Origin of the sequence: Peribacillus frigoritolerans, from assembly GCF_030676415.1 — a bacterium.
Taxonomy (GTDB): Bacteria; Bacillota; Bacilli; order Bacillales; family DSM-1321; genus Peribacillus; species Peribacillus frigoritolerans_A.
Genome location: NZ_JAUUTW010000013.1, coordinates 22,741 through 42,134, shown reverse-complemented (window position 1 = coordinate 42,134; position 19,394 = coordinate 22,741). Strand labels below are relative to the sequence as shown.

Annotated in this window: 18 protein-coding genes and 2 pseudogenes; 3 read left to right on the top strand and 17 right to left on the bottom strand. The window is 34.4% G+C overall.

All coding sequences use genetic code 11. The features are described from left to right. Nucleotides 1-7 precede the first annotated feature (7 nt). From Q8G36_RS13735 to Q8G36_RS13710, 6 genes are all read right to left on the bottom strand, one after another. On the bottom strand, nucleotides 8-1,777 hold the full coding sequence (locus tag Q8G36_RS13735) for a hypothetical protein (RefSeq protein WP_305160525.1): 1,770 nt from the start codon (nucleotides 1,775-1,777) through the stop codon (nucleotides 8-10). A 560-nt stretch (nucleotides 1,778-2,337) separates the two neighbouring features. Then, on the bottom strand, nucleotides 2,338-2,838 hold the full coding sequence (locus Q8G36_RS13730; protein WP_305160526.1) for a phBC6A51 family helix-turn-helix protein: 501 nt from the start codon (nucleotides 2,836-2,838) through the stop codon (nucleotides 2,338-2,340). Nucleotides 2,839-2,856: 18 nt separating this feature from the next. Continuing rightward, on the bottom strand, nucleotides 2,857-3,105 hold the full coding sequence (locus Q8G36_RS13725) for a hypothetical protein (protein WP_305160527.1): 249 nt from the start codon (nucleotides 3,103-3,105) through the stop codon (nucleotides 2,857-2,859). A 3-nt stretch (nucleotides 3,106-3,108) separates the two neighbouring features. Continuing rightward, nucleotides 3,109-3,249 carry a hypothetical protein gene (locus tag Q8G36_RS13720; RefSeq protein WP_305160528.1) on the bottom strand — a complete coding sequence of 47 codons (141 nt, stop codon included), beginning with the start codon at nucleotides 3,247-3,249 and terminating at the stop codon, nucleotides 3,109-3,111. A gap of 69 nt (nucleotides 3,250-3,318) precedes the next feature. After that, a complete protein-coding gene (locus Q8G36_RS13715; protein ID WP_305160529.1) occupies nucleotides 3,319-3,513 on the bottom strand; it encodes a hypothetical protein in 195 nt (64 codons plus the stop codon). Nucleotides 3,514-3,535: 22 nt separating this feature from the next. Then, nucleotides 3,536-3,766 carry a hypothetical protein gene (locus Q8G36_RS13710; protein WP_305160530.1) on the bottom strand — a complete coding sequence of 77 codons (231 nt, stop codon included), beginning with the start codon at nucleotides 3,764-3,766 and terminating at the stop codon, nucleotides 3,536-3,538. Nucleotides 3,767-3,943: 177 nt separating this feature from the next. On the opposite strand from Q8G36_RS13710, the gene Q8G36_RS13705 reads away from it, so the two are divergent. Continuing rightward, on the top strand, nucleotides 3,944-4,669 hold the full coding sequence (locus Q8G36_RS13705) for a hypothetical protein (RefSeq protein WP_305160531.1): 726 nt from the start codon (nucleotides 3,944-3,946) through the stop codon (nucleotides 4,667-4,669). A 243-nt stretch (nucleotides 4,670-4,912) separates the two neighbouring features. On the opposite strand, the gene Q8G36_RS13700 is transcribed toward Q8G36_RS13705, so the two are convergent. The 7 genes from Q8G36_RS13700 to Q8G36_RS13670 all read right to left on the bottom strand — a co-directional run bounded on the left by Q8G36_RS13700 (nucleotide 4,913) and on the right by Q8G36_RS13670 (nucleotide 11,764). Continuing rightward, nucleotides 4,913-5,425: a GNAT family N-acetyltransferase gene (locus Q8G36_RS13700; RefSeq protein ID WP_305160532.1), complete on the bottom strand. Its 513-nt coding sequence runs from the start codon at nucleotides 5,423-5,425 to the stop codon at nucleotides 4,913-4,915. A 13-nt stretch (nucleotides 5,426-5,438) separates the two neighbouring features. Beyond that, nucleotides 5,439-5,603 (bottom strand): hypothetical protein, encoded by a 165-nt coding sequence (locus Q8G36_RS13695; RefSeq protein ID WP_305160533.1) that lies wholly within the window; start codon nucleotides 5,601-5,603, stop codon nucleotides 5,439-5,441. 209 nt (nucleotides 5,604-5,812) lie between these two features. Then, on the bottom strand, nucleotides 5,813-6,508 hold the full coding sequence (locus tag Q8G36_RS13690; RefSeq protein WP_305160534.1) for a hypothetical protein: 696 nt from the start codon (nucleotides 6,506-6,508) through the stop codon (nucleotides 5,813-5,815). A 198-nt stretch (nucleotides 6,509-6,706) separates the two neighbouring features. Beyond that, complete coding sequence (locus Q8G36_RS13685; protein ID WP_305160536.1) at nucleotides 6,707-6,871, bottom strand: hypothetical protein; 165 nt, start codon at nucleotides 6,869-6,871, stop codon at nucleotides 6,707-6,709. A gap of 245 nt (nucleotides 6,872-7,116) precedes the next feature. Then, nucleotides 7,117-9,792 (bottom strand): hypothetical protein, encoded by a 2,676-nt coding sequence (locus tag Q8G36_RS13680; RefSeq protein WP_305160537.1) that lies wholly within the window; start codon nucleotides 9,790-9,792, stop codon nucleotides 7,117-7,119. 299 nt (nucleotides 9,793-10,091) lie between these two features. Continuing rightward, nucleotides 10,092-10,751 carry a hypothetical protein gene (locus Q8G36_RS13675; RefSeq protein WP_305160538.1) on the bottom strand — a complete coding sequence of 220 codons (660 nt, stop codon included), beginning with the start codon at nucleotides 10,749-10,751 and terminating at the stop codon, nucleotides 10,092-10,094. A gap of 395 nt (nucleotides 10,752-11,146) precedes the next feature. Next, complete coding sequence (locus tag Q8G36_RS13670; RefSeq protein WP_305160539.1) at nucleotides 11,147-11,764, bottom strand: helix-turn-helix domain-containing protein; 618 nt, start codon at nucleotides 11,762-11,764, stop codon at nucleotides 11,147-11,149. Between the two features lie 315 nt (nucleotides 11,765-12,079). Here Q8G36_RS13670 and Q8G36_RS13665 point away from each other — a divergent pair, with 315 nt between their 5' ends. Next, nucleotides 12,080-13,699 (top strand): ABC-F family ATP-binding cassette domain-containing protein, encoded by a 1,620-nt coding sequence (locus Q8G36_RS13665; protein ID WP_305160540.1) that lies wholly within the window; start codon nucleotides 12,080-12,082, stop codon nucleotides 13,697-13,699. A gap of 97 nt (nucleotides 13,700-13,796) precedes the next feature. On the opposite strand, the pseudogene Q8G36_RS29280 reads toward Q8G36_RS13665, so the two are convergent. Continuing rightward, a pseudogene (locus tag Q8G36_RS29280) lies at nucleotides 13,797-14,412 on the bottom strand (IS110 family transposase); the annotation flags it as partial. A 450-nt stretch (nucleotides 14,413-14,862) separates the two neighbouring features. Here Q8G36_RS29280 and Q8G36_RS13655 point away from each other — a divergent pair. Continuing rightward, nucleotides 14,863-15,504, top strand: a complete 642-nt coding sequence (locus Q8G36_RS13655; protein ID WP_305160542.1) for a DUF1796 family putative cysteine peptidase — start codon at nucleotides 14,863-14,865, stop codon at nucleotides 15,502-15,504. Nucleotides 15,505-16,320: 816 nt separating this feature from the next. On the opposite strand, the pseudogene Q8G36_RS13650 reads toward Q8G36_RS13655, so the two are convergent. The 3 genes and pseudogenes from Q8G36_RS13650 to Q8G36_RS13640 form a co-directional block, all read right to left on the bottom strand. Continuing rightward, a pseudogene (locus Q8G36_RS13650) lies at nucleotides 16,321-16,519 on the bottom strand (flotillin family protein); the annotation flags it as partial. A gap of 47 nt (nucleotides 16,520-16,566) precedes the next feature. Continuing rightward, nucleotides 16,567-17,361 carry an HAD family hydrolase gene (locus Q8G36_RS13645; protein WP_305160543.1) on the bottom strand — a complete coding sequence of 265 codons (795 nt, stop codon included), beginning with the start codon at nucleotides 17,359-17,361 and terminating at the stop codon, nucleotides 16,567-16,569. 173 nt (nucleotides 17,362-17,534) lie between these two features. Beyond that, nucleotides 17,535-18,299, bottom strand: coding sequence for a DeoR/GlpR family DNA-binding transcription regulator (locus Q8G36_RS13640; RefSeq protein WP_305160544.1), 765 nt, complete (start codon nucleotides 18,297-18,299; stop codon nucleotides 17,535-17,537). Nucleotides 18,300-19,394: the final 1,095 nt, after the last annotated feature.

Here is a 19,394-nt window from a genome sequence, read left to right as displayed (position 1 = left end):
CCACCCCCTAAAATCCAATTTTACTCCTATCAAATAATACGATAGGTACAATTACTTCAATTTGGTCAATCCTGTTTGCTAATTCTGCTAATACATCGGCTGCGTCATCATGTAAGCTAAACTTTTGACCACAGAAAGCCATGACTTGATCCAAAAATTCTTTTTCTACACGTTCCTCACAGAATATGATTCTTCCATTATTCACATCAGATACTATTGTAGATATTTTTTCATCTTTATTGCGTCTTTGCATTTCATTGATAAATGTAATATTTCTAGATGATAATTCATCATCTTTTTCAATACGTTTCTTAATATCATCTACGTCCAAACCGTTGTATGTATTTTTCTCAATGAAAACGTGTGTAAGGTCTTTAAACTCTTTGAGTAAGGCCACTACATGTTCCACATATTCATTAAACTCTTCAAACTTACGCAAATGAGCATTCCTAATGTACTTAAATCCATTATTAGAAAGAGACCCAACCGCAAAAGCAAATGAGTCACTGCGTTTCTTATCCTTATTCTTAACCCCTGCAGTATCCACAGTTAGCATTGTCTTAGTAAATTTATGTGCTTCTACATCTTCCTTCGATTGTGTGATATTTGATTTAAACCATCTGTCACCAATATTCTCAGACGTACACATTAACTCTTGCATGAAGGCTATACGCTTATCAAAGTATTTCATGGCAAGTTTATAGCACTCATACTTACCTTCCCACAGCGTCTTATAGTACATCTCAGCTTTGTTGTCATAATAATACTGTTTAGCTGCTTCTAATGGATCATCACGCTTAGAATCGTACAGAATACGCTTAAACTCTTGCCAATGTTCATGATTCTCAAAATAATCGTCTACATCAAAACCAACTACAGCTTTATGGAATACTTTATATTCAGGATTCTTTTTAATGGAGTCGATATAATCACCCGGTGCTAATGGAGTACCAATTACAATAAATTTAGTTGCTGATTTGATTAATTTACCATCACGGTAAGTCGCTTCATCACCAGCCTCTTCCACTTCTTTTTGCCAACGTGAATATTTCTTAGCTTTACTTTCATCTGTCAGGATATCGGATTCAGATATGTAATCATCAGCGATAACACAAGTTGGACGGAATATCCCATTAGGAGCGATATAAGATGTACCACGAACAGAAGTTTGAGAAGAGTAGGCTTTAACCTTTGTATCATTATCCAATTCTAATTCAAGCTTATTAACTGTACGATTACGTGGAACAACTAATGTACCGAATGTATGTAGGATATAAGGTGTTTGTAATGCTTTCTTCGTCTTATCTACAAATTCGATTGCATCTGCTTCCAAGTTTGCTAATACAATAGTATAAGTGCTTAATTTATAACAGTGATTGAATGTAGTTAAGGCAGTATCGATAATAGTTGATTTCCCAATTCCACGAGGTAAGATAAATTCTTGCTTATCGTGAGTATGATCAATGAATATATTCTCCAACACCTTCCATATGTCATAGTGAACAGGAGCAAGAGGCCTAGATGTATTCGTATCCTTGGGAACAAAGAAATCCTGTAACCACATTAGACAGAAGTATTCGAATGAACGTTTACCTAGTGACCATGCTAAGCCTTTATTATCGAATAGATTACCGTCATGCTTTTTCATTAATGTGCCTACACGTTGAATAGCGATATGTTTATCTATGCCGGATTTAATGAAGTCCTTGTATAGATACTTTCGTAATAAGTCCCGATTCTCAGGAGTATTAATAATGTCAGTCGTTATTGCTTCCACCCTCCAAACTTTGAAAAAATTTTATAAAAAATTGTAGTGTCCCTCGACAGGATTTTTTCCATTTTCAAAAAAGAAACACCCCCCATACTTTTATTGGGGAATTTCAGGCTAGGAATCTGGGAGAGAATAAGATAATTATTTTATTTTTTAATTAAAAAATATTTATTATTTTATTTGTTATAATTATTTAATTAATATTATTTATTTTATTTAATTGTTCATGCAGTATCCTATACATACATCAGTCACTCATCATACACATCAGCAATCATACATCGAACATCACTACTCATTACGTTATACATACACTAACCTATATGTACCAAGGGATAGCGTACTGTTATGCATACTGTGTGTAGTGTGGGTAGTGTGTAGCTATTACCTATCAAGTACATATACTCAACAGCTAAAGCTTATAGCATCAAGGGTTAGGTATCTACTTCCTATAAACAGCATTATGTTAACAGGCGTGAGTATTAGCTGTAATGACTATTATGAACCACACTCAGTATATGTAGGGTGAATAGTAATGCATATGATATACAGATAAAAGAAACGTTTTATTCAATCTCCTTATACTCCGCTTCCACTACATCACCCATATCCTTCAACCAACGTTCATGTTCAGTATCTAATATATCCTCATCTACCTTAGTTACTGTATTATCCACGCTTATCTCAGTCTTATTGGATAGCTTACCTAGACTTCTCTCAATAAAGAATTCATACCCAGACTTCTTAACCATATCATTATTAGATTCACTGATCAGTTTCCAATATCCATTAACAGCATCCACTAATTTAGATTCAATTAATTGATGTCCAAAATTTCTATGTTCCCGTTTGAGTCTGTCCACCTCAGCATTAAAATTATCATCCTTCTTCATCCAGTTATATAAGGTTGTTCTACTCACTCCGACTGTCTGAGCAATCTCCTTTTTCTCAATGTTCCCAGTAGCTAACAACTCAGCAGCAGTCTGTTGTGCAATCCCTAGATTACTTACACTATCCTTATCCACCTCATCTCCTACCCCCTTTACATGTTTAATAAGAAAGGACAATTTACATCCCAATATTAATCATTCATCAAAGAAATTAACTTCAACCATCGCTGCCATTATATCCACTTGAATATGTGAGTTTAGAAGCTGTTTAGTGCCTACATCAGCATTGTAATACGATGTTGCTATTAACCCTTCATCTTCACCTTGCAACTCTGCAGCAAACGCATAATTCTTTATCTTACCTTCCCTTGCTTGTTCGGTAATGTATTCTAACTGTTCGATTAAATCTTCATCCTTGTTAGGAAAATGTATAATTTTAGCCATTACTTATACCATCTTTATTATTAAATTATCAAACTCTAATAATTTCATAAATTCTTCAACATACATATCATCAAAGTCGCTTACTTTCATATCATATTTGTCCACTAGATACTGTCTTGCTTCTTTTAAAGATGTAAAATCCATTTTGTAAACCACTCCCTCTTTTTCTCCAAAATAAAAAACACCCGATTTTTACTCGGATGCCTTCAATAGTTATTTACTTTCTAAAAGTTTAGTTAGTTTTTCATCAATACTTATTAATAATGAATTATCAGGTTGTCCTTCTGCCATCCTAGAATAAACTGCATTGCCTACGATCTGATCTAAATCTATTACCGATTTTTTAATTGATTCTCTAGTTCTTTTTAATTCCTTTATTAATTCTTTTTGTAGACTTTCTTCAGACATCCTAACAAACTCCTCTCCCTGATTATCGCCAACCGTTAGTAGAAGATATTGAAGACTGTTTATATTCAACTATTGAAAAAGAGGTCACAAGATTCATGTTAATAACATTTAATACGCCTTTATTATCCTCATGCTCATACCAATCTTTATTAGAGACAATAAAACTGTATAACATCTCTTTGCTTTCTGCATCAATGATAAATGAAGTAGAGTTTTCGTTATCAAATTTAAATCTCACTCTGAATTTTTGCATTTTAACCCACCTCCTTCTACCTACAACTTTCGACGTAAGGGATGCAATTTCCTGCATATTATTCCCTATAAATGTTATAATTAGAAGAATGAAAGTTTGGTACAGAAATCATTTACTCTCCTTTCCTCAATAAATTTGGTATATTAAGGTTATAAAGATTATTTTGGAGGTATTTATATGAGAAAAGAAAACCCTGCTTCTAAGTTACATAACCTACTTGAAATAGCATACAAATTTCAAACAACCTCAACTTTTAGAACGGTATGGTCAAACGTTTATGATATTGAGCCATCAGACACATCAGCCATGTTACTAAGATACAATGAAATGTTACAACTATTTTTTTCTACAAAAGATTACATAGAAACCACTCCCCGTTTGAACACTGAAAGGAATATGGTCTTTATTAATAAAATCGGACATGTACTTGCGTTTATTGATTTTAACTCTAGCATTTCCCAATTTAAGCAATCTTTAGACTATGAAACTCTTACTGCACTTTACTATTTAGCTGAAAACATCTCTTTAGTGCACGACCTAGAAGATTCAATTATTAGCGATGAACAAATTAATGAGTTAATTGAAGAGGTAGATACGTTAATTTCTCACATTACTGAGTCAGATTTATCCAAAGGAGTTAAGGAAATTCTAGTGAAAAACCTACATAACATAAGAGAATCTTTACATAGGTATTTCATTTCAGGAATTGAGGGAGTTCAAACTGCTTTAGAACAATCATTAGGCTCGTTAATCATGAATAACCAAGATATCCGACCCGAAGTGGAAGATGAAAATGTTAGAGGTGTATTTAAGTTTATGGGTCGATTAAACGAAATAATCTCAACTGCCAATGGAGTAAAAGATTTTATCGCACCAATAACCAAATTTTTCATTAACGAGTAAATCCAGCTTTCAACTGGATTTTTTATTTGCCCCCTTTCGCCAAGAAAAAAACACCCGATTACTCGGATGCTATTAGTTATCTACTATTCTTGTTAATCTTTTCTGCAGTTTTGATAGCCTTTTTTAAGTGTTTCTTCCTTTGACTTAAATTACCCTTTTTGTCTGGTTCTACTAATTTAAATAGTTTCAATGAAATCATCTCCTTTTATTAAAGGCTATGAAACTATTTATTTGAATATGTCACTATATTATTCCATCTAGTCCTCTGAAATCGTAAACCATAGGCACCAATTCCGAATCATTTTCTTCAAGATATGCCCACTTGGAAAAACCATTTTTCCCATAAAAATTCAGCAATTTTTCATCTTTGTAAGCTTCTAACACTATAAAAGAAATTCCAATTTGTTTCTTGGCATGATATGTATTTGCGATTACCCATTCTAGAATTTGTGAGCCAATACCAAACTCTTGATATTCTTTTTGAACCCCTATCGAATAAAGTTGAACGGCCGGGTAATAAGTAGGAAATTCCCCCTGTAAAAAAACCCTTGTGTTACTTTTTGAAATCCTGTCTGCTAAGAGAGTGCAAAAACCCACTAGTTGTCCGTTTAAAAAGAAAAGATTTGTATTTGCTTTACCTTCACTTAATAAGATTGCAGCATAATTCTTAAGTATATAATCGATGTTATCATTACCACAAGAAAAACCAGAAACTATAGATTCTGGCTTAAAACTTGTCACACTTAAATTCCCCATAGTCTATTATCCTCTAGAATACTTTAATTTTAGATGCTGACTCTAACGAGTTTTTTAAAATTTGCTGTCTTTTTTCTTTGTTTTCAACAACAGGTAAATTATTTAAATTAGAATATTTAGGGGCAATGTTAATAGATCTAAGTGGCTTGTTAATAGTAGGTCTAGTAGCAATAGTCATAATTACCCTCCTAATACAACTCTATTTTAGCTAATTTTAACAAAAGACAACTTGGAATACTAGTAAAATATAGATCTTACAGGGCAAAATATCCTTAATAGTATACATATTCCTCTTAGAAGGTTAAATAAACCATAATTGAGATAGTTTTTATATAACTCTTTGTGTAATAATCAATTTATACTCATTTCATTCACACATCCATTTAATTAATTCGCTTCTTCAATTTCAATTGATCCAGTATAAGTATTGGTTAACTCGATTTTATGTACAGCTTGATACTTAGGTAATCCGTGTTTTTCAATCTTGTTATATACGATTTCTTCAACCATCTTCATATCTTCATCAGATAATAATCCATTTTCTTTAACATTGTTATGTTCAGCGAACTCACCATATAAATAAGTGGCAGCCACATCATAAGCGTACCCTGAGAGTTCTAGAGCGCTCTCAAACTTATTAATATTAAATCCCCCAAGGTAATACTTCTTACCCTTAATCCTCGTCTGAACCTTATAAATCGCCTTATCCAAGCTAACTCCTTTAAAAAGTGAAGTATTATCTATTCTCACCCTTGAATTCTGTTGATTCTGTTGGTTTGAACAAGGCCTTAAATTATCAAATCTATTGTCTAATTTGTCCTGAATTTTATTATCAGTATTTCCAATGTGATCTGTATGCTCACCCTTAAAATTAGTAATCAAACGATGCATGAAAATCATTTTCCCATTCACGCAAGTATACACATAGCCTTTTGCACTGCAGAACCATCTGTAACCGTCTATTTTGTGTTTAATGAATGATTTAACATCTGTAATAGCGACTCTGTCCGAATACTTACCCAACATTGTAATGTAAACTAAATCCCCAACAATAATAATTTTATTTCTATCTGATATTTTCATTTAATAAACTCTCCCTTATTTTAGAATGTAAAAAAAAGACGACTCCCATTGGGAACCGCCTTGGTAAATAATTATGTATGTACTATTAATCCTATTTTAATTGTTCAGGCTTATTGTTCGTCCACGCTAACAATATGTCACTAATTTCATCAGAGTTGAAAATCCAATACGATTTCCCATTCTCATGAAGTCCTTTACTCATTGGTTTAATTCCATGAGCCGAGATAAAGCGCAACAAATTAATACTGAAGCACTTGAACGGCTTAAATCCATTTCCCATTTATAAATCATCCTTTCTATAAATTTCTTTATTAGGTGAACTACACCACTTTGATCGACTGTATATTTGATACGTTTCTTCATGATTTATCCACCCACTTATTATGTAATTTTATATACTTGCAACTTATGCATTTTCGTGTTATTGTATATTTACGGAATCGTATTTGGTTTTTTAATAAAAATAAAAAAGAAGAGAATTCTTGCCCTTAGTTGTGTATATTAGCTTTCTTTTTCTCTCCCTAATAGACCATTATCTAATCCTACAAAGAAGGCTAGAAACCCTTTAGTGTCAAGGTTCCTAGCTCTTTTGGATATTTATGTCACGGTCAAGCAATCTTTTTATTTTTCTCTCTTTGTTTTTTCTTCCTCAATCTTGCATTCTCCCTCTCTCTTACTTTTTGACATTTCTCACTACATGTAACCTGAGTTTCTCTAAGCTTTCTAAATTCACTTCCACAATGATCACATATAGCAGCCTCATTTAAATTACGCTCCAAGTTACGCTCAATAATTTCCCCAAAGCTCAACCATAGCGTATCTTTATATGCACTGTCTTTGACTCCATATAGATATTCGATCAAAACATCTGTTATGTATGTAGAATTCGGGTTAATTTTTAAAAGTTCTAGCTTTATGTATTTATAAACGTACATTTTCCCTTTTTTCTTAAACTCACCATCATTAGCTTTAATCATTTTATTCTTATTCTTATCTAATTCCTTGTACCTTTTTATAATATCCATATCTTCAGTCACTTTAATCTGTTTGCGGTTCATAAGAAACCTGTAGTCGAACGTACCCCCTGCCACTTCTTTAAAATGAATATTATTCTTAGGTATGATTCGTTCCAATCTATTCACGGTGCTCTCATTAATAAATTCAACTTTCAACTTAGTTTTTCTACTCTTTTTATTTTTCCTTTTGTCATAAAGGAAAAAGTGTGGCAATTTTAGTTTTATGTATTCCTTAATTTTTTCATCAATATGAGGTGGTCTAATTGGACGAAATAAAGATTTCGCGAAATCAATTTCAAAATTATTTTCCATACACATGATTTTAATGATGTCTAGATCAAGATTATTAGAATTCCATGCCTTGCAAATGTTGTTTGAAATTTCACCGATATTAGCTTCAAACGAAAGAATTAGACTATCGTAGATGTTCTGATTATTAATTTCTTGTGCCTTTGCTTTTTCCATTTCGTAATACAAAGGAACAATTTTATCATTTCTCATGTTGCGCTCAGCTACATGTAGGAGTGTTTCGTCTTTATGTTCACTCAAAACTAAAACTTTATCGCCATCCCAATCATTTTGAATCAGTTTACTAAGAGGACTATTGTTCGAGACATAAATGGCATCCGTTTTAAAATATTCATTGATTTTCAAATTATCCGAACTAACCGTAACGTTATCCTTGAGTCCCCATTCACGTGACAAATGCGGGCTCCTGAGTATTCCGACCTTTCCTTCAGGTTGGAGACTACAATAGACTTCATTTTCTTTAAGTAATGCCTTAGCTTCTCCATTGAATAGGAACTCACAGAAACTATATAAATCAGGAATGACAAACGTATATGATCCATCCACATTCAATTTTCCTGTTTTAGCTTCATTAACCAAAGATCTCTTTTTAGTCATTATCGCTTCTTTGGAATATGCATCATTGAGTAGCTGTGGATACTTCAGTAATGCCTTCTGAAAGCTTCTCTTGCGTTCATTTGCTTCTGTTGCACCCAAGACCTTTAACATTGTTAATTTATCTTCCCCAAGCACCTTTATATCTTGGATAGAAGAAGAAGCTATCTCCTTTAACTCATCATCCGAAACATCTGTTAAACTTTCTAACATTTGATAATTGATTTTTCCATCATTGAAATCATCCTCTTCCTCATTCAACTTGGCTGCTTTACAGTTATACTCTTTAAATCGCTTCTTATAATCCTCCCATGAATCAAAATAAGCGTGCATCTTCCATTGTGACCTAGTAAAAATAATCGATATACCATCATCTACAACATCCCAAACTTTATTATCAATATCCGTTACTTTTGTATTTCCATGTTTAGTAAAATCGTAGACTGCGAGTAACCCTTTTATCCATGGTAATCTGCACATGAAGTTTTTTTCTGATACGCTTGGTAACATCATCCCAACTCCATCTGTAGCTGTAATTGGAACGTTCATTTTTTCACGCTTAATTTTATAAGTATCCCTGTCTATATAGTCAACTTCAGAAAATACATTCAATTCCAGATCCTCAACAACAATACATTTATCTATATCAAAACTATCTACATCAGGATTAGGGAAGCTCCATTCCTCTGACGCCGAAAATATTAATGCTTTGTAACTCAAATATTTGTTAACGTTACATCCTTTTTTCTCACTATTGTTTATTTCTTCAAGACTTAATCCACAAGTTAATGAATCCTTATGTTCATCCCATAACTTCTTCTTGATCCACACACCTTTTTTCTGTCTAATCTGACCAGCACTTGAACTCATGTAAATATATTTCTCTCCATCAGGATTTACGAAACCATCTTTAATCAATCCTTCTAACACTTTTTCATGATAAGACTGGATGACCATTATATCCTCTGACAATTCATCAATTTTCATTTCAAGTGTCCTGCTTAATACGGAATCAAACACCGAGATGATTTGGTTTTCCTTCATCTCTTCCTTTCTTAGAGTACGATTACCAGTGTGATTATCGATTAATTTGTATAAATCCTCTTTAAGTTCATTGATACCCTTTTCTGTATCAGATCCATTATTAACCTTTTTAATTTCTGTGTTTATTTTCTTTTTTTCCACTTTAATTTGTTTCTTAGTCAAACTTTCACCCTCAGCCAAATTGGATTTCATCTTGCCTAACTTTTTCTTATATCCTTTCAGATTCTGGATTCGCCTAAAAATTTTATATTCCTCATCATTAAAAAATGAATATGTCCCTAAAGAATAAATAAACACCTGATTTTCTAAACCTTTTCCCATTAAATCATTCTCCTTTTGTATAATTGTTTAATTTCATTTCTAACTAACCGATTATGTAAAATTAAATTAAAAACTTATGATATGAATAATGTAATTCCACATTTCGAAGCGTATTTTTTCGAAATTGAAATACTGTATATTGTTTTATCTTGTATGTATATTAATATTTTAAATTGTATACTACTTACAGTACTGCCAATGCTGCACTAGGAGTACCGCACCTCTGCATTCTAAATTTCTACTTCTGCATTCTTAAACGCTACCTCTGCATGTAGAGTACTTAGAGAAAACCCTTGTTTTTAGTGGAGAATATCAGCCACAAAATAATGATTATTATAGCGGTCATATTGCAGCTCATCGTCTATGTATTCATGAGTTGGTTCCAGTTTATGTTTGACTATTTTAAGCAACTTCGCTTTCTTTAATTGCTTATTCGCCTCTTCCACTTTTGATTTCGATATACGAAACCTCTTAGTCATTGACTCAAAACCTGAAAAACAATAATCATGTCCGTTTCCGTCTAGGTTTTTATTGATACGACTCTTATAGTAGAAAATTTGTCTAAAGGCATAGGTATCAATCTGATCGTTATTAAAGTATGTAAAAATTGAAGCTGATAATTTTGTAAATGTTCTACCTTCTGCGATTGAATCATTAAATACGATATTTATTTTCCCTTTAGTGGGGACTTTTTCGACTCTATTTTTAATTAAATCCAAACTATGTAAGTGATTAATCCTCTTCTTAAAAGTTCTCGTGTCGGTTATTTTCAAGAAGTTCATTAAAGTACGATGATCTAATTTCAGGATATTTCCCTTATCCTTCGGGTTTCTAAAGTGTAAAAAACACAACCTTGCATACATTGCGAACTCTTCATTGTTCAAAAAGATTTCCTCATTTCTCACAATTTTAGTAGGCACATGCACATATAACTTTTTCCTTTGGGTAGTTTCTTCCATACGCATCCTCCTGAATAAATTAGCTAACTGAATAATTAGTTAATTTAACGTTTTAGTATGTTCTTTCATGATATTCTCGATTTCTTTACACCTTGGATATAGCCTCAGTCTTCTATCGGATAAGCTAATTGCAGATAAGAGATAAGAATATCCTTCACACTTTATTTTTCTCATAAGGAATACATCGTAAATAAAATTAAGTCTTCTTTTTTTACCATTTAAAATTCCCCTTTTCCAATCGATTGTATTAATTGCATTTAGGGTAGGAGCACCTACCCCTATATGTATTTCAAGTAACTTAATATTCCGAAATTCACTTCTACCTTGATTGAATTTGATACCCTTCATCAAAATTTTTACAATATAACCACCTCCTCGGTAGAAAAATTTCTATTTTATTTCTTCTGATAATACTCATAAATTTCATCAAATTTTCCCTCAACGTTTTTATCTTTAATCTCAAAACCTCCAAAACCATGATCCCGATACAATAGAAAATCGATTACATCAGATAACATTCTAACTTTCCCTCTTTCTTTAGAATCCAATATAGATAGTACCCCTCTCATAATATCTTGATAAGAATGATTGAATTCACCCAATTCGCGCTCTAATAACTGCTGGACATCTTCTATTACAGATTTTACTTTTTCTTCTTCATGAAGCTGTCTCGATACATCTTGTTCAGGACTATAGTATTTTGTAATGACATGTTCTACTCCATCATCATCTACAAAAAAATCCTCATACTCTTCAAAGGTAGCATTTCTGTCTATGTATATCCTTTGAAGTTCCAACACTTCCGAACCTTTTAATAAAGATTTTCCAAACCATCTTTCATCTAGGTTAAAAATTGCTGCGATTTTAGGGATATGCTTCTTTGGAATAGGTCTTCTTCTTTTGCCAACCCATTCATTTACCGTTTGCCTTTTGACATCCAATTCATTTGCAATATAAGCCAATGAAATTTGAAATATCTGAGATATTTGCTTTAAAGGATGAATAGTTTCCATATTAATCAACTCCATAAACTTACTTGTACGTCTTTCTATATTCAATATACTATTTACGTACATGTACGTCAAGAGCATTTGGAAATTTTTATAAAAAAACTTAAAGCATCTCAGGTATTAATCTAATAAGTGATTATAAATGTTGGTTTTTGCTAATGAACCTTTAACTTTTTGCATAAATAAGATACAATTTAAATGATGCACAGTTTAAAACATACAAGAGCGTAAACTGCTGTTTGTGTGAATCAGCGTAAAACTAATGAAACAAAGTGTTGGACACGTTGAAACAAAAGTATTTTGGAGGAATGTAAATAAATGATTACAGTAAATAATGTTGGTTTACGCTATGGCGATCGTAAACTGTTTGAAGATGTTAATATAAAATTCACGCCTGGTAACTGCTATGGCCTGATTGGTGCGAATGGTGCGGGTAAATCCACTTTCTTAAAAATCCTTTCCGGTGAAATTGAAGCGCAATCCGGTGATGTCCATATGGGGCCTGGCGAACGCCTTGCCGTTCTAAAACAAGATCACTTCGCTTATGAAGAGGAAGAAGTCCTAAAAGTTGTCATTATGGGACATGAAAGATTATATGAAGTCATGCAAGAAAAAGATGCCATTTATATGAAGGAAAACTTCACGGACGAAGACGGAATGAAAGCGGCCGAGCTTGAAGGTGAATTTGCCGAATTAAACGGCTGGGAAGCTGAACCTGAAGCTTCAATCCTCTTAAAAGGCCTTGGGATTACAGAAGACTTGCATACAAAGAAAATGGCTGAATTGAACGGTGGCGACAAAGTTAAAGTATTGCTTGCCCAGGCACTATTCGGTAAACCGGATGTTCTTTTACTGGATGAGCCTACCAACCACTTGGACTTAAAAGCGATCAAATGGCTGGAAGAATTCTTAATCAACTTTGAAAACACTGTTATCGTAGTTTCCCATGACCGTTACTTCCTTAACAAAGTTTGTACACATATCGCGGATCTTGATTTCGGTAAAATCAAAGTTTATATCGGTAACTATGACTTCTGGTATGAATCAAGCCAGCTTGCCCTTAAACTGACTCAAGATGCCAATAAGAAAAAAGAAGAAAAAATCAAAGAGCTTCAAAATTTCATCGCTCGATTCAGCGCCAATGCATCCAAATCGAGCCAGGCGACATCCCGTAAGAAATTATTGGACAAAATCAGTTTGGATGACATAGAGCCATCTTCGCGCCGCTATCCTTATGTCGGCTTTACACCTGATCGTGAAATCGGGAACGACCTGCTTCGTGTAGATGGAATCTCGAAAACGATCGATGGCGTAAAAATATTGGATAATGTCAGCTTCACGATGAATAAAGGCGACAAGATTGCATTTGTGGGTAAAGATGAGATTGCTAAAACAACAATGTTCAAAATCTTGGCAGGTGAAATTGAACCGGATAGCGGCTCATTCAAATGGGGCGTTACGACCTCTCAGGCATATTTCCCTAAGGATAATGCTGAATTCTTTGAAGGTGTCGATTTAACTCTTGTCGACTGGCTCCGTCAATATTCGCCTAATGACCAGAGCGAAAGCTTCCTGCGCGGTTTCTTGGGCAGAATGTTATTCTCTGGCGATGAAGTCACGAAAAAGGCTAGTGTACTTTCTGGGGGCGAAAAAGTCCGCTGTATGCTTTCCAAAATGATGTTAAGCGGTTCGAACGTCCTAATGCTTGATGAACCTACTAACCATCTGGACTTAGAGTCGATTACGGCATTGAACAACGGTTTGATCAGCTTTAAAGGGTCAATGATCTTCTCTTCTCATGATCATCAGTTCATCCAAACTATAGCGAACCGAATCATTGAACTTACTCCAAAAGGTACAGTCGATAAGCAAATTAGTTATGATGAGTACCTTGAAAATAGCGAATTGCAAAAACAAGTGGCTGAAATGTACAAATAATACTTTTATGAAAGCACATCCTTATCGGATGTGCTTTTTGTTCCCGCTACAATGGTCATACAGTGAAAATACTTTTGATGATACAGGATACCTTTTAACAGAACTCTATAACACTCTCAGCTAGTCTACTTTCTCCGGCTGTTAATACCGCCTCTGAAGTAGGATATTCCTTTAACATCAATAAAGAAACCTTCGAATATAGATCCCCAAAAACCTTCCGGTATTCAGGAAATACTTAATCTAAAATGGTGTGAAACTGAAGTTTAACTTCCACATACATATTCGTTACGATTTCCTGTTGTCTTGACAAATTCCAAAGGAAAAGCTGAATTCCTCTAATTTTATGAGGTTCAAAACCCTCTTTGTAATACAGCACACACAACTGGTACGCATCGATTGCGTCCGTTTTTACATTCCGTAAACTGGCTTCTTTGCCTGATAAGAAATAATCGGATTTAGTAAGATATATCGAATCCCTTGTTCCTCCAAGTATTGAATAACGGGAGAATGGTAATGCCCTGTAGATTCTAAAATGACCATAGGCATCTTCCCTGCCACCTCCTCAACTTCTTTTAGAAAGTCTAAGAAATGATCCAATTCCTCCTTGGTATGCTTCATTGAAAAGCTCTTCCCATACGGTTTAGATTGTTCTAAAAATGCCTGAACTTGGCTCTCTCTCCTTTTGCCGCATCCAAACCAACAACAGGATTCATTGTTTTTTCCGCCTCTACTTACTAACTAGTACCCCCAGTCCTCCATGCGGTGTCGTATAATAGATTCAATTTTAAAAAAGTCAACCAGTAAAAACTGGCTAACCTTTTAGTACGAACACACCCGCTATCTAATAAAAGGTTCCTCCAACATTTTATCCAAAGAACAGAGATGATGTCACGTTGTGAATCAGGTGTGAAGAAGGTTTTGGATTTGGTGGAGGTTTCGTCTTTATAGTCGTTTTGTTATACTCTTAATCATTGACCGGGCAATAGTTCCGGCTACATCCGCACATTTTAAGAGATGTCCTCTCTCTGCCCTCCCATTTTCCTCTTCTTTTGCATTTTATAAGTATAGACATTTGATACACGAAAACATCATGTACTGGCTGGCATCGATCTTTTTCTATCTGCCTGCTGTAGTGACTAACGAGATTATATGGAGATGAGCTTATGAATTTAAAAGATCTAAAAGGGAGCTACGATGCTATTTATAGTTTAGGTCATAATTGTTTAGCTGGCATTCAGCTTAGAAATAACAATCTAAGACCATTTGCAGGAGTATTGGATTGGGTGGGTTCTCCTTCTCTACCGGATGTAACCCGGCTTCTGCAGAATCAATTTGCTGGTTTCCTCGAAAAACCCAATTTGGAATTTCGGGGTTACGCTACTGATAAGGATTTGCTGGTGTCAGATAATGCTTATAAAATATATTTCAATCATGATTTTAAAACAAATGTAAATACTCCTACTAATCTGGCCGCATATCCTGAGGTTAAGCAAAAATATGACCGGCGTGTAGCACGTTTTAAAGACAAAATGGCTAACGGCCGGAGTCTGCTTTTTATTAGGACACAGGGAACGTTAGAAGAAATTGCAGAACTTGAGAAGGTGTTATCGCGGGTTGTTAAACATGACTTCCGGATCCTCGTTGTAAATCATACAAAAGTTAAAGGAATTGTTGAAAGAAACTGGCCATTGCAACGAGTCTGCGTAGTCGAACTACCAGATACGGGCTTTGGCACCGGAGATATGTTTCATGTCAATGATGCCCTGTGGAAGACTTTATTATCTGGCATAAACGTAACGGTTTAAATACTGTACCAAAGCGCCCCCTTTAACTCCTCAGATATGGTTTCTATCTAAATTTTATAACAAGGTTGATTGGGGAGGAAGGTGCGAGACTCCTGCGGGAAAAAGCGCTTCTAGGGTAGACCCCGCAGGCTCAAGCCGAGGACGGACCGCCCGCGGAAAGCGAGTGCCTGGAGTGGAAATCAACGTCCAAATTGTACAAGCCATAAAAAAACTATAGAAAACTCGATTTTCATCGAGTTTGTCTACAGCCTGAGCACATCCACAAAAGATGTGCTTTTTTGGTTCCCCATACTTGCTACCTACATTTATTTCATACCTTTAATGCATGGAAGGTATAAAAAACACGTTGCAGTAAATATAATAATATTCCCGAAAGATGAGCACTGAATAATTTCATCGATAAAAAGGTATATTGGTAAGGAAGGAGTGAGTTAGAATTGGATGGTCATACAGTGAAAAATATCTTTGATGATACAGGATACCTTTTTTTATATGATAAATTCAGTTATCATTTTTATGTATCCGGATTGTTCGACTTAGTGGATCAAGAAAAAACAATCTCGGATTTTTTAAATTCTTATGGCTTCGATGATAAGAATCCTCTCTTTTTTGACGACTTTTCCTTTTATTTTAATTGCTTTCATTATTCCCAACAAAAACAAAAGCTGATAAATTACTTGAAAACCGAGTATGACGAACATATATGTTAAGTACAAAAGAGCAGATAAACTGATCCTGCCTTTTTAAACGAGCACTATTCAAAAAAAGGTAAGAGCAAATAAGTGCTCTTACCTTTCTTCATTTTATTCTATACTGTTACTCTTCCTTGCCTGCTGCCATATTCATGTTCGCTTCGACATTCTCCTGGTTGATGATGGTAAATGGTAAATTCCGCTTTCCTGAGAAATTCTCAAGCAAGTCTTTGACATCAATTCCCGAAGATGCCTTTAATGACTCCTGCAATGTTGCCATTCATTCCGCTTCCACCTGTATCCACTACAGTGATCTTGTCTATTCGCCCTTAAACGAGCGCTTCTGATTTTCTTATAATTTAATCATGTTTTATTCACGGGCATTTTTTTCAAGAATTACCTTCACCGCTTCACTAACCGTCTCAACGATATATACTGCTTCTTTTTTGACATCTTTATGGGCATGCGACATCGCAAAGCTGTTTGGTGTTAGTTTAAACATAGGGATGTCATTAAAAGAATCACCAATGCATGCGATCTCTTCGGGCTTGAGTTGCAAGTGTTTTATAAGGATTAATAAGGCATTTCCTTTACTGATGTTTTTCGGCATAATGTCAAGACAGCCTTCTTCAGAAACGAATGTATCCACATCTTCGTGAAAAACATCTTGAATTGCTTGCTGCATTTCCGATATTTCCTCATGATGGCTCAATACCGTAATTTTAGAAGGAGCAAGGGATTGGCCAATTGCCTTTACCATGTCACTTTTCTCCTTAATCGGAAAGAAAAAGCGTTCCTCGATTTGCCGAATGACATCATCTATTTGTGCCACATAGTTGGTGTTATCGGAACAAATGATTGTGATGTTACGATCTGAACAAGCCGATTCATACAGTTTTTTTGCGATCTCATGTTCAAACGTTTGCGAGTGAAGAGAAACGTGTTCATTGGTTATGACAAACGCTCCGTTTTGGCTCACGCGGTGGAACTGGTCTCCAATTGCCTTAGCCACTTCCATAATTTCGTTGTCCATTCTTCCTGAGGCAAGACAGATGTCTACATTTTGTTTCCGTAATTTTTTCAATGCCTCAACGTCATGTGGAGCCACTTGATTCTTTTTATCAATTAACGTTCCATCTAAATCACTAACTAACATTTTAATCATCTTTAAACTCCTCTCGTTGTAAAACAATTCTATGTCAAAATTGGTCATATCTTTTACATTCATTAGCTGGAAATTAACCAGTTATTATCCAACGCTCTCCCACTGATGAATGTGCCATCTGCTTCAAAAATAGTGGAGATTTAAAAATAATTCTCCCCTTGATCAGAAAGTTTTTATTCTGTATCTGTAACTAGCACTTCCACACCCTGTTCTTCTAAAAATCTATATAAATTATTGGACATTGATTGATTGGTAATAATGGTATCAATGGATTCAAATGTTAAAGCTCTGTAATTCTGTCGATGATTGTGTTTTGTATGATCTATCAATAAGAAGACTTGATCAGCATGTTTTATCAATTCCCTCTTAAAGTGAATTTCTTCTTCAGATCCATAATAAATGCCGTCTTCCGTAATACCTGCTGCTCCAATAAACACCTTATTGAAATGGTAATCTTTTAGTTTTTCTAAGGAGGAGAATCCTGTGACATGTCGAGTTGATTTATTTAAAATACCTCCCAGGAAGTGTATAGTTGTATCTTCTGATTGAGCCAATACATAAGCACTATCAATTGAATTGGTTACAATGGTCACTTGTCTCGCTTTTAAGAATTGAGCTATAAAATTGACTGTGGTTGAAACGTCTAGATAAATCATCTCATTATCCGTTATCATACTTGCAGCTTTTTTTCCAATTAATTTCTTTGTTTCTGATTCGGTGTTTAATCGATACCGATAATCATCAATTTTTTTATGAAATGATGGTAATGCAACTCCACCATGAGTTCTAACTACCATTTTTTGCTTTGTAAGCTCTACTATATCCCTTCTTGCAGTATCACGGGAAATATCAAATGATTCACACATCTGTTTGATGTTCATTGTTTTGTGAGTTTCTAAATAGTTAAGGATTCTTATCCAACGTTCTTCTTGATTCATTTTCAACCTCCTCAACTTTATAATAAGCTATTTTAAGTTATAATAAAAGTCATTATAAGTAAAAATTCACCTATCATAAGTTGTTTTAAGTTATTTAATATAGATTGATGCTAGTAAAGTTTCCTGGGCACATCGTAGTTAACAATCGCTCATCCCAAAGTACGACGACAACTACTTTCATCCAGGTGATTTTGAAAATGGCCGTTATTACAATAAATTAAGACTCTTATTGATTAAAAATCTTTCTACAAATAAGGAATCCTTATTCATTATTAAACGTTTCGTAAAGACTGGCCAGTAGAGGAAAGCCGTTGGAAATTCCTTTGGATTTCAAAGAATAGTCAAACTAAAGTGGCAACGTTTTTGATAATACAGAAAGAAATACCATTCCTTATCGAACTGCTTTCATCAATGAAGCGATGGTTCCCCCTATTATCCGACCTATTTGTATGCATTACACTACTCTATCCATGGTTGATAACGTTACGGGGATTATCACTTACAATATTTAGAAGCAATCATCGATTCCTTTTTAATAAAGCCAATAATATCTTAATTAGTCTTATTCTAATAGCATGCTCAAGAAGTGCGCCCTATAAAATTTCACCTCCAATTGTTAGTAGTGTCTAACAATTGGAGGTGCAGTTCATTCCTTAGTGTAGGAAAAATCGGCTTTCTTTATATCAAAATTTGCTTAGCATATGTTTTTCGGAATTATCCAAGTTGGAGTAATATCTCCGGTATTAGTCAATGTATATCCTCATTATGTCCTCTACTTATGGGTTGAAAAAGGGCTAGGAAAAGTGTAAGGGACAAGCATACATAGTGAGGAGGTATGAAGATGATTGTGTGTCACGAATGCAAACAAAGTGTGCTTGAAAAGCACTCTTAGTACGCAATGTTGCACCCAAGATGAGAGAAGGCCTCTCCAACCGCTATACAGGTAGAGATTGCAAATCACTTTAAGGTGATATAGTCAAAAATTATGGTATTGAGCGTTAGGGAAAGGCAGTGAATGACATTTTCAGGTAATTATTAAGAAGACGAATACCATTGAACCGCTGAAGAAGTATCGAAAGTGTAGAATTGTTATAA

Bases quoted from the DNA above. Each gene is read 5' to 3' on its own strand.
- Q8G36_RS13705 (WP_305160531.1), top strand. From the start codon at position 3,944: ATGAGAAAAGAAAACCCTGCTTCTAAGTTACATAACCTACTTGAAATA.
- Q8G36_RS13685 (WP_305160536.1), bottom strand. From the start codon at position 6,871: ATGAAGAAACGTATCAAATATACAGTCGATCAAAGTGGTGTAGTTCAC.
- Q8G36_RS13720 (WP_305160528.1), bottom strand. From the start codon at position 3,249: ATGGATTTTACATCTTTAAAAGAAGCAAGACAGTATCTAGTGGACAAA.
- Q8G36_RS13655 (WP_305160542.1), top strand. From the start codon at position 14,863: ATGAATTTAAAAGATCTAAAAGGGAGCTACGATGCTATTTATAGTTTA.
- Q8G36_RS13700 (WP_305160532.1), bottom strand. From the start codon at position 5,425: ATGGGGAATTTAAGTGTGACAAGTTTTAAGCCAGAATCTATAGTTTCT.
- Q8G36_RS13690 (WP_305160534.1), bottom strand. From the start codon at position 6,508: ATGAAAATATCAGATAGAAATAAAATTATTATTGTTGGGGATTTAGTT.
- Q8G36_RS13680 (WP_305160537.1), bottom strand. From the start codon at position 9,792: ATGGGAAAAGGTTTAGAAAATCAGGTGTTTATTTATTCTTTAGGGACA.
- Q8G36_RS13695 (WP_305160533.1), bottom strand. From the start codon at position 5,603: ATGACTATTGCTACTAGACCTACTATTAACAAGCCACTTAGATCTATT.
- Q8G36_RS13645 (WP_305160543.1), bottom strand. From the start codon at position 17,361: ATGATTAAAATGTTAGTTAGTGATTTAGATGGAACGTTAATTGATAAA.
- Q8G36_RS13670 (WP_305160539.1), bottom strand. From the start codon at position 11,764: ATGGAAACTATTCATCCTTTAAAGCAAATATCTCAGATATTTCAAATT.
- Q8G36_RS13640 (WP_305160544.1), bottom strand. From the start codon at position 18,299: ATGAATCAAGAAGAACGTTGGATAAGAATCCTTAACTATTTAGAAACT.
- Q8G36_RS13725 (WP_305160527.1), bottom strand. From the start codon at position 3,105: ATGGCTAAAATTATACATTTTCCTAACAAGGATGAAGATTTAATCGAA.
- Q8G36_RS13665 (WP_305160540.1), top strand. From the start codon at position 12,080: ATGATTACAGTAAATAATGTTGGTTTACGCTATGGCGATCGTAAACTG.
- Q8G36_RS13715 (WP_305160529.1), bottom strand. From the start codon at position 3,513: ATGTCTGAAGAAAGTCTACAAAAAGAATTAATAAAGGAATTAAAAAGA.
- Q8G36_RS13675 (WP_305160538.1), bottom strand. From the start codon at position 10,751: ATGGAAGAAACTACCCAAAGGAAAAAGTTATATGTGCATGTGCCTACT.
- Q8G36_RS13710 (WP_305160530.1), bottom strand. From the start codon at position 3,766: ATGCAAAAATTCAGAGTGAGATTTAAATTTGATAACGAAAACTCTACT.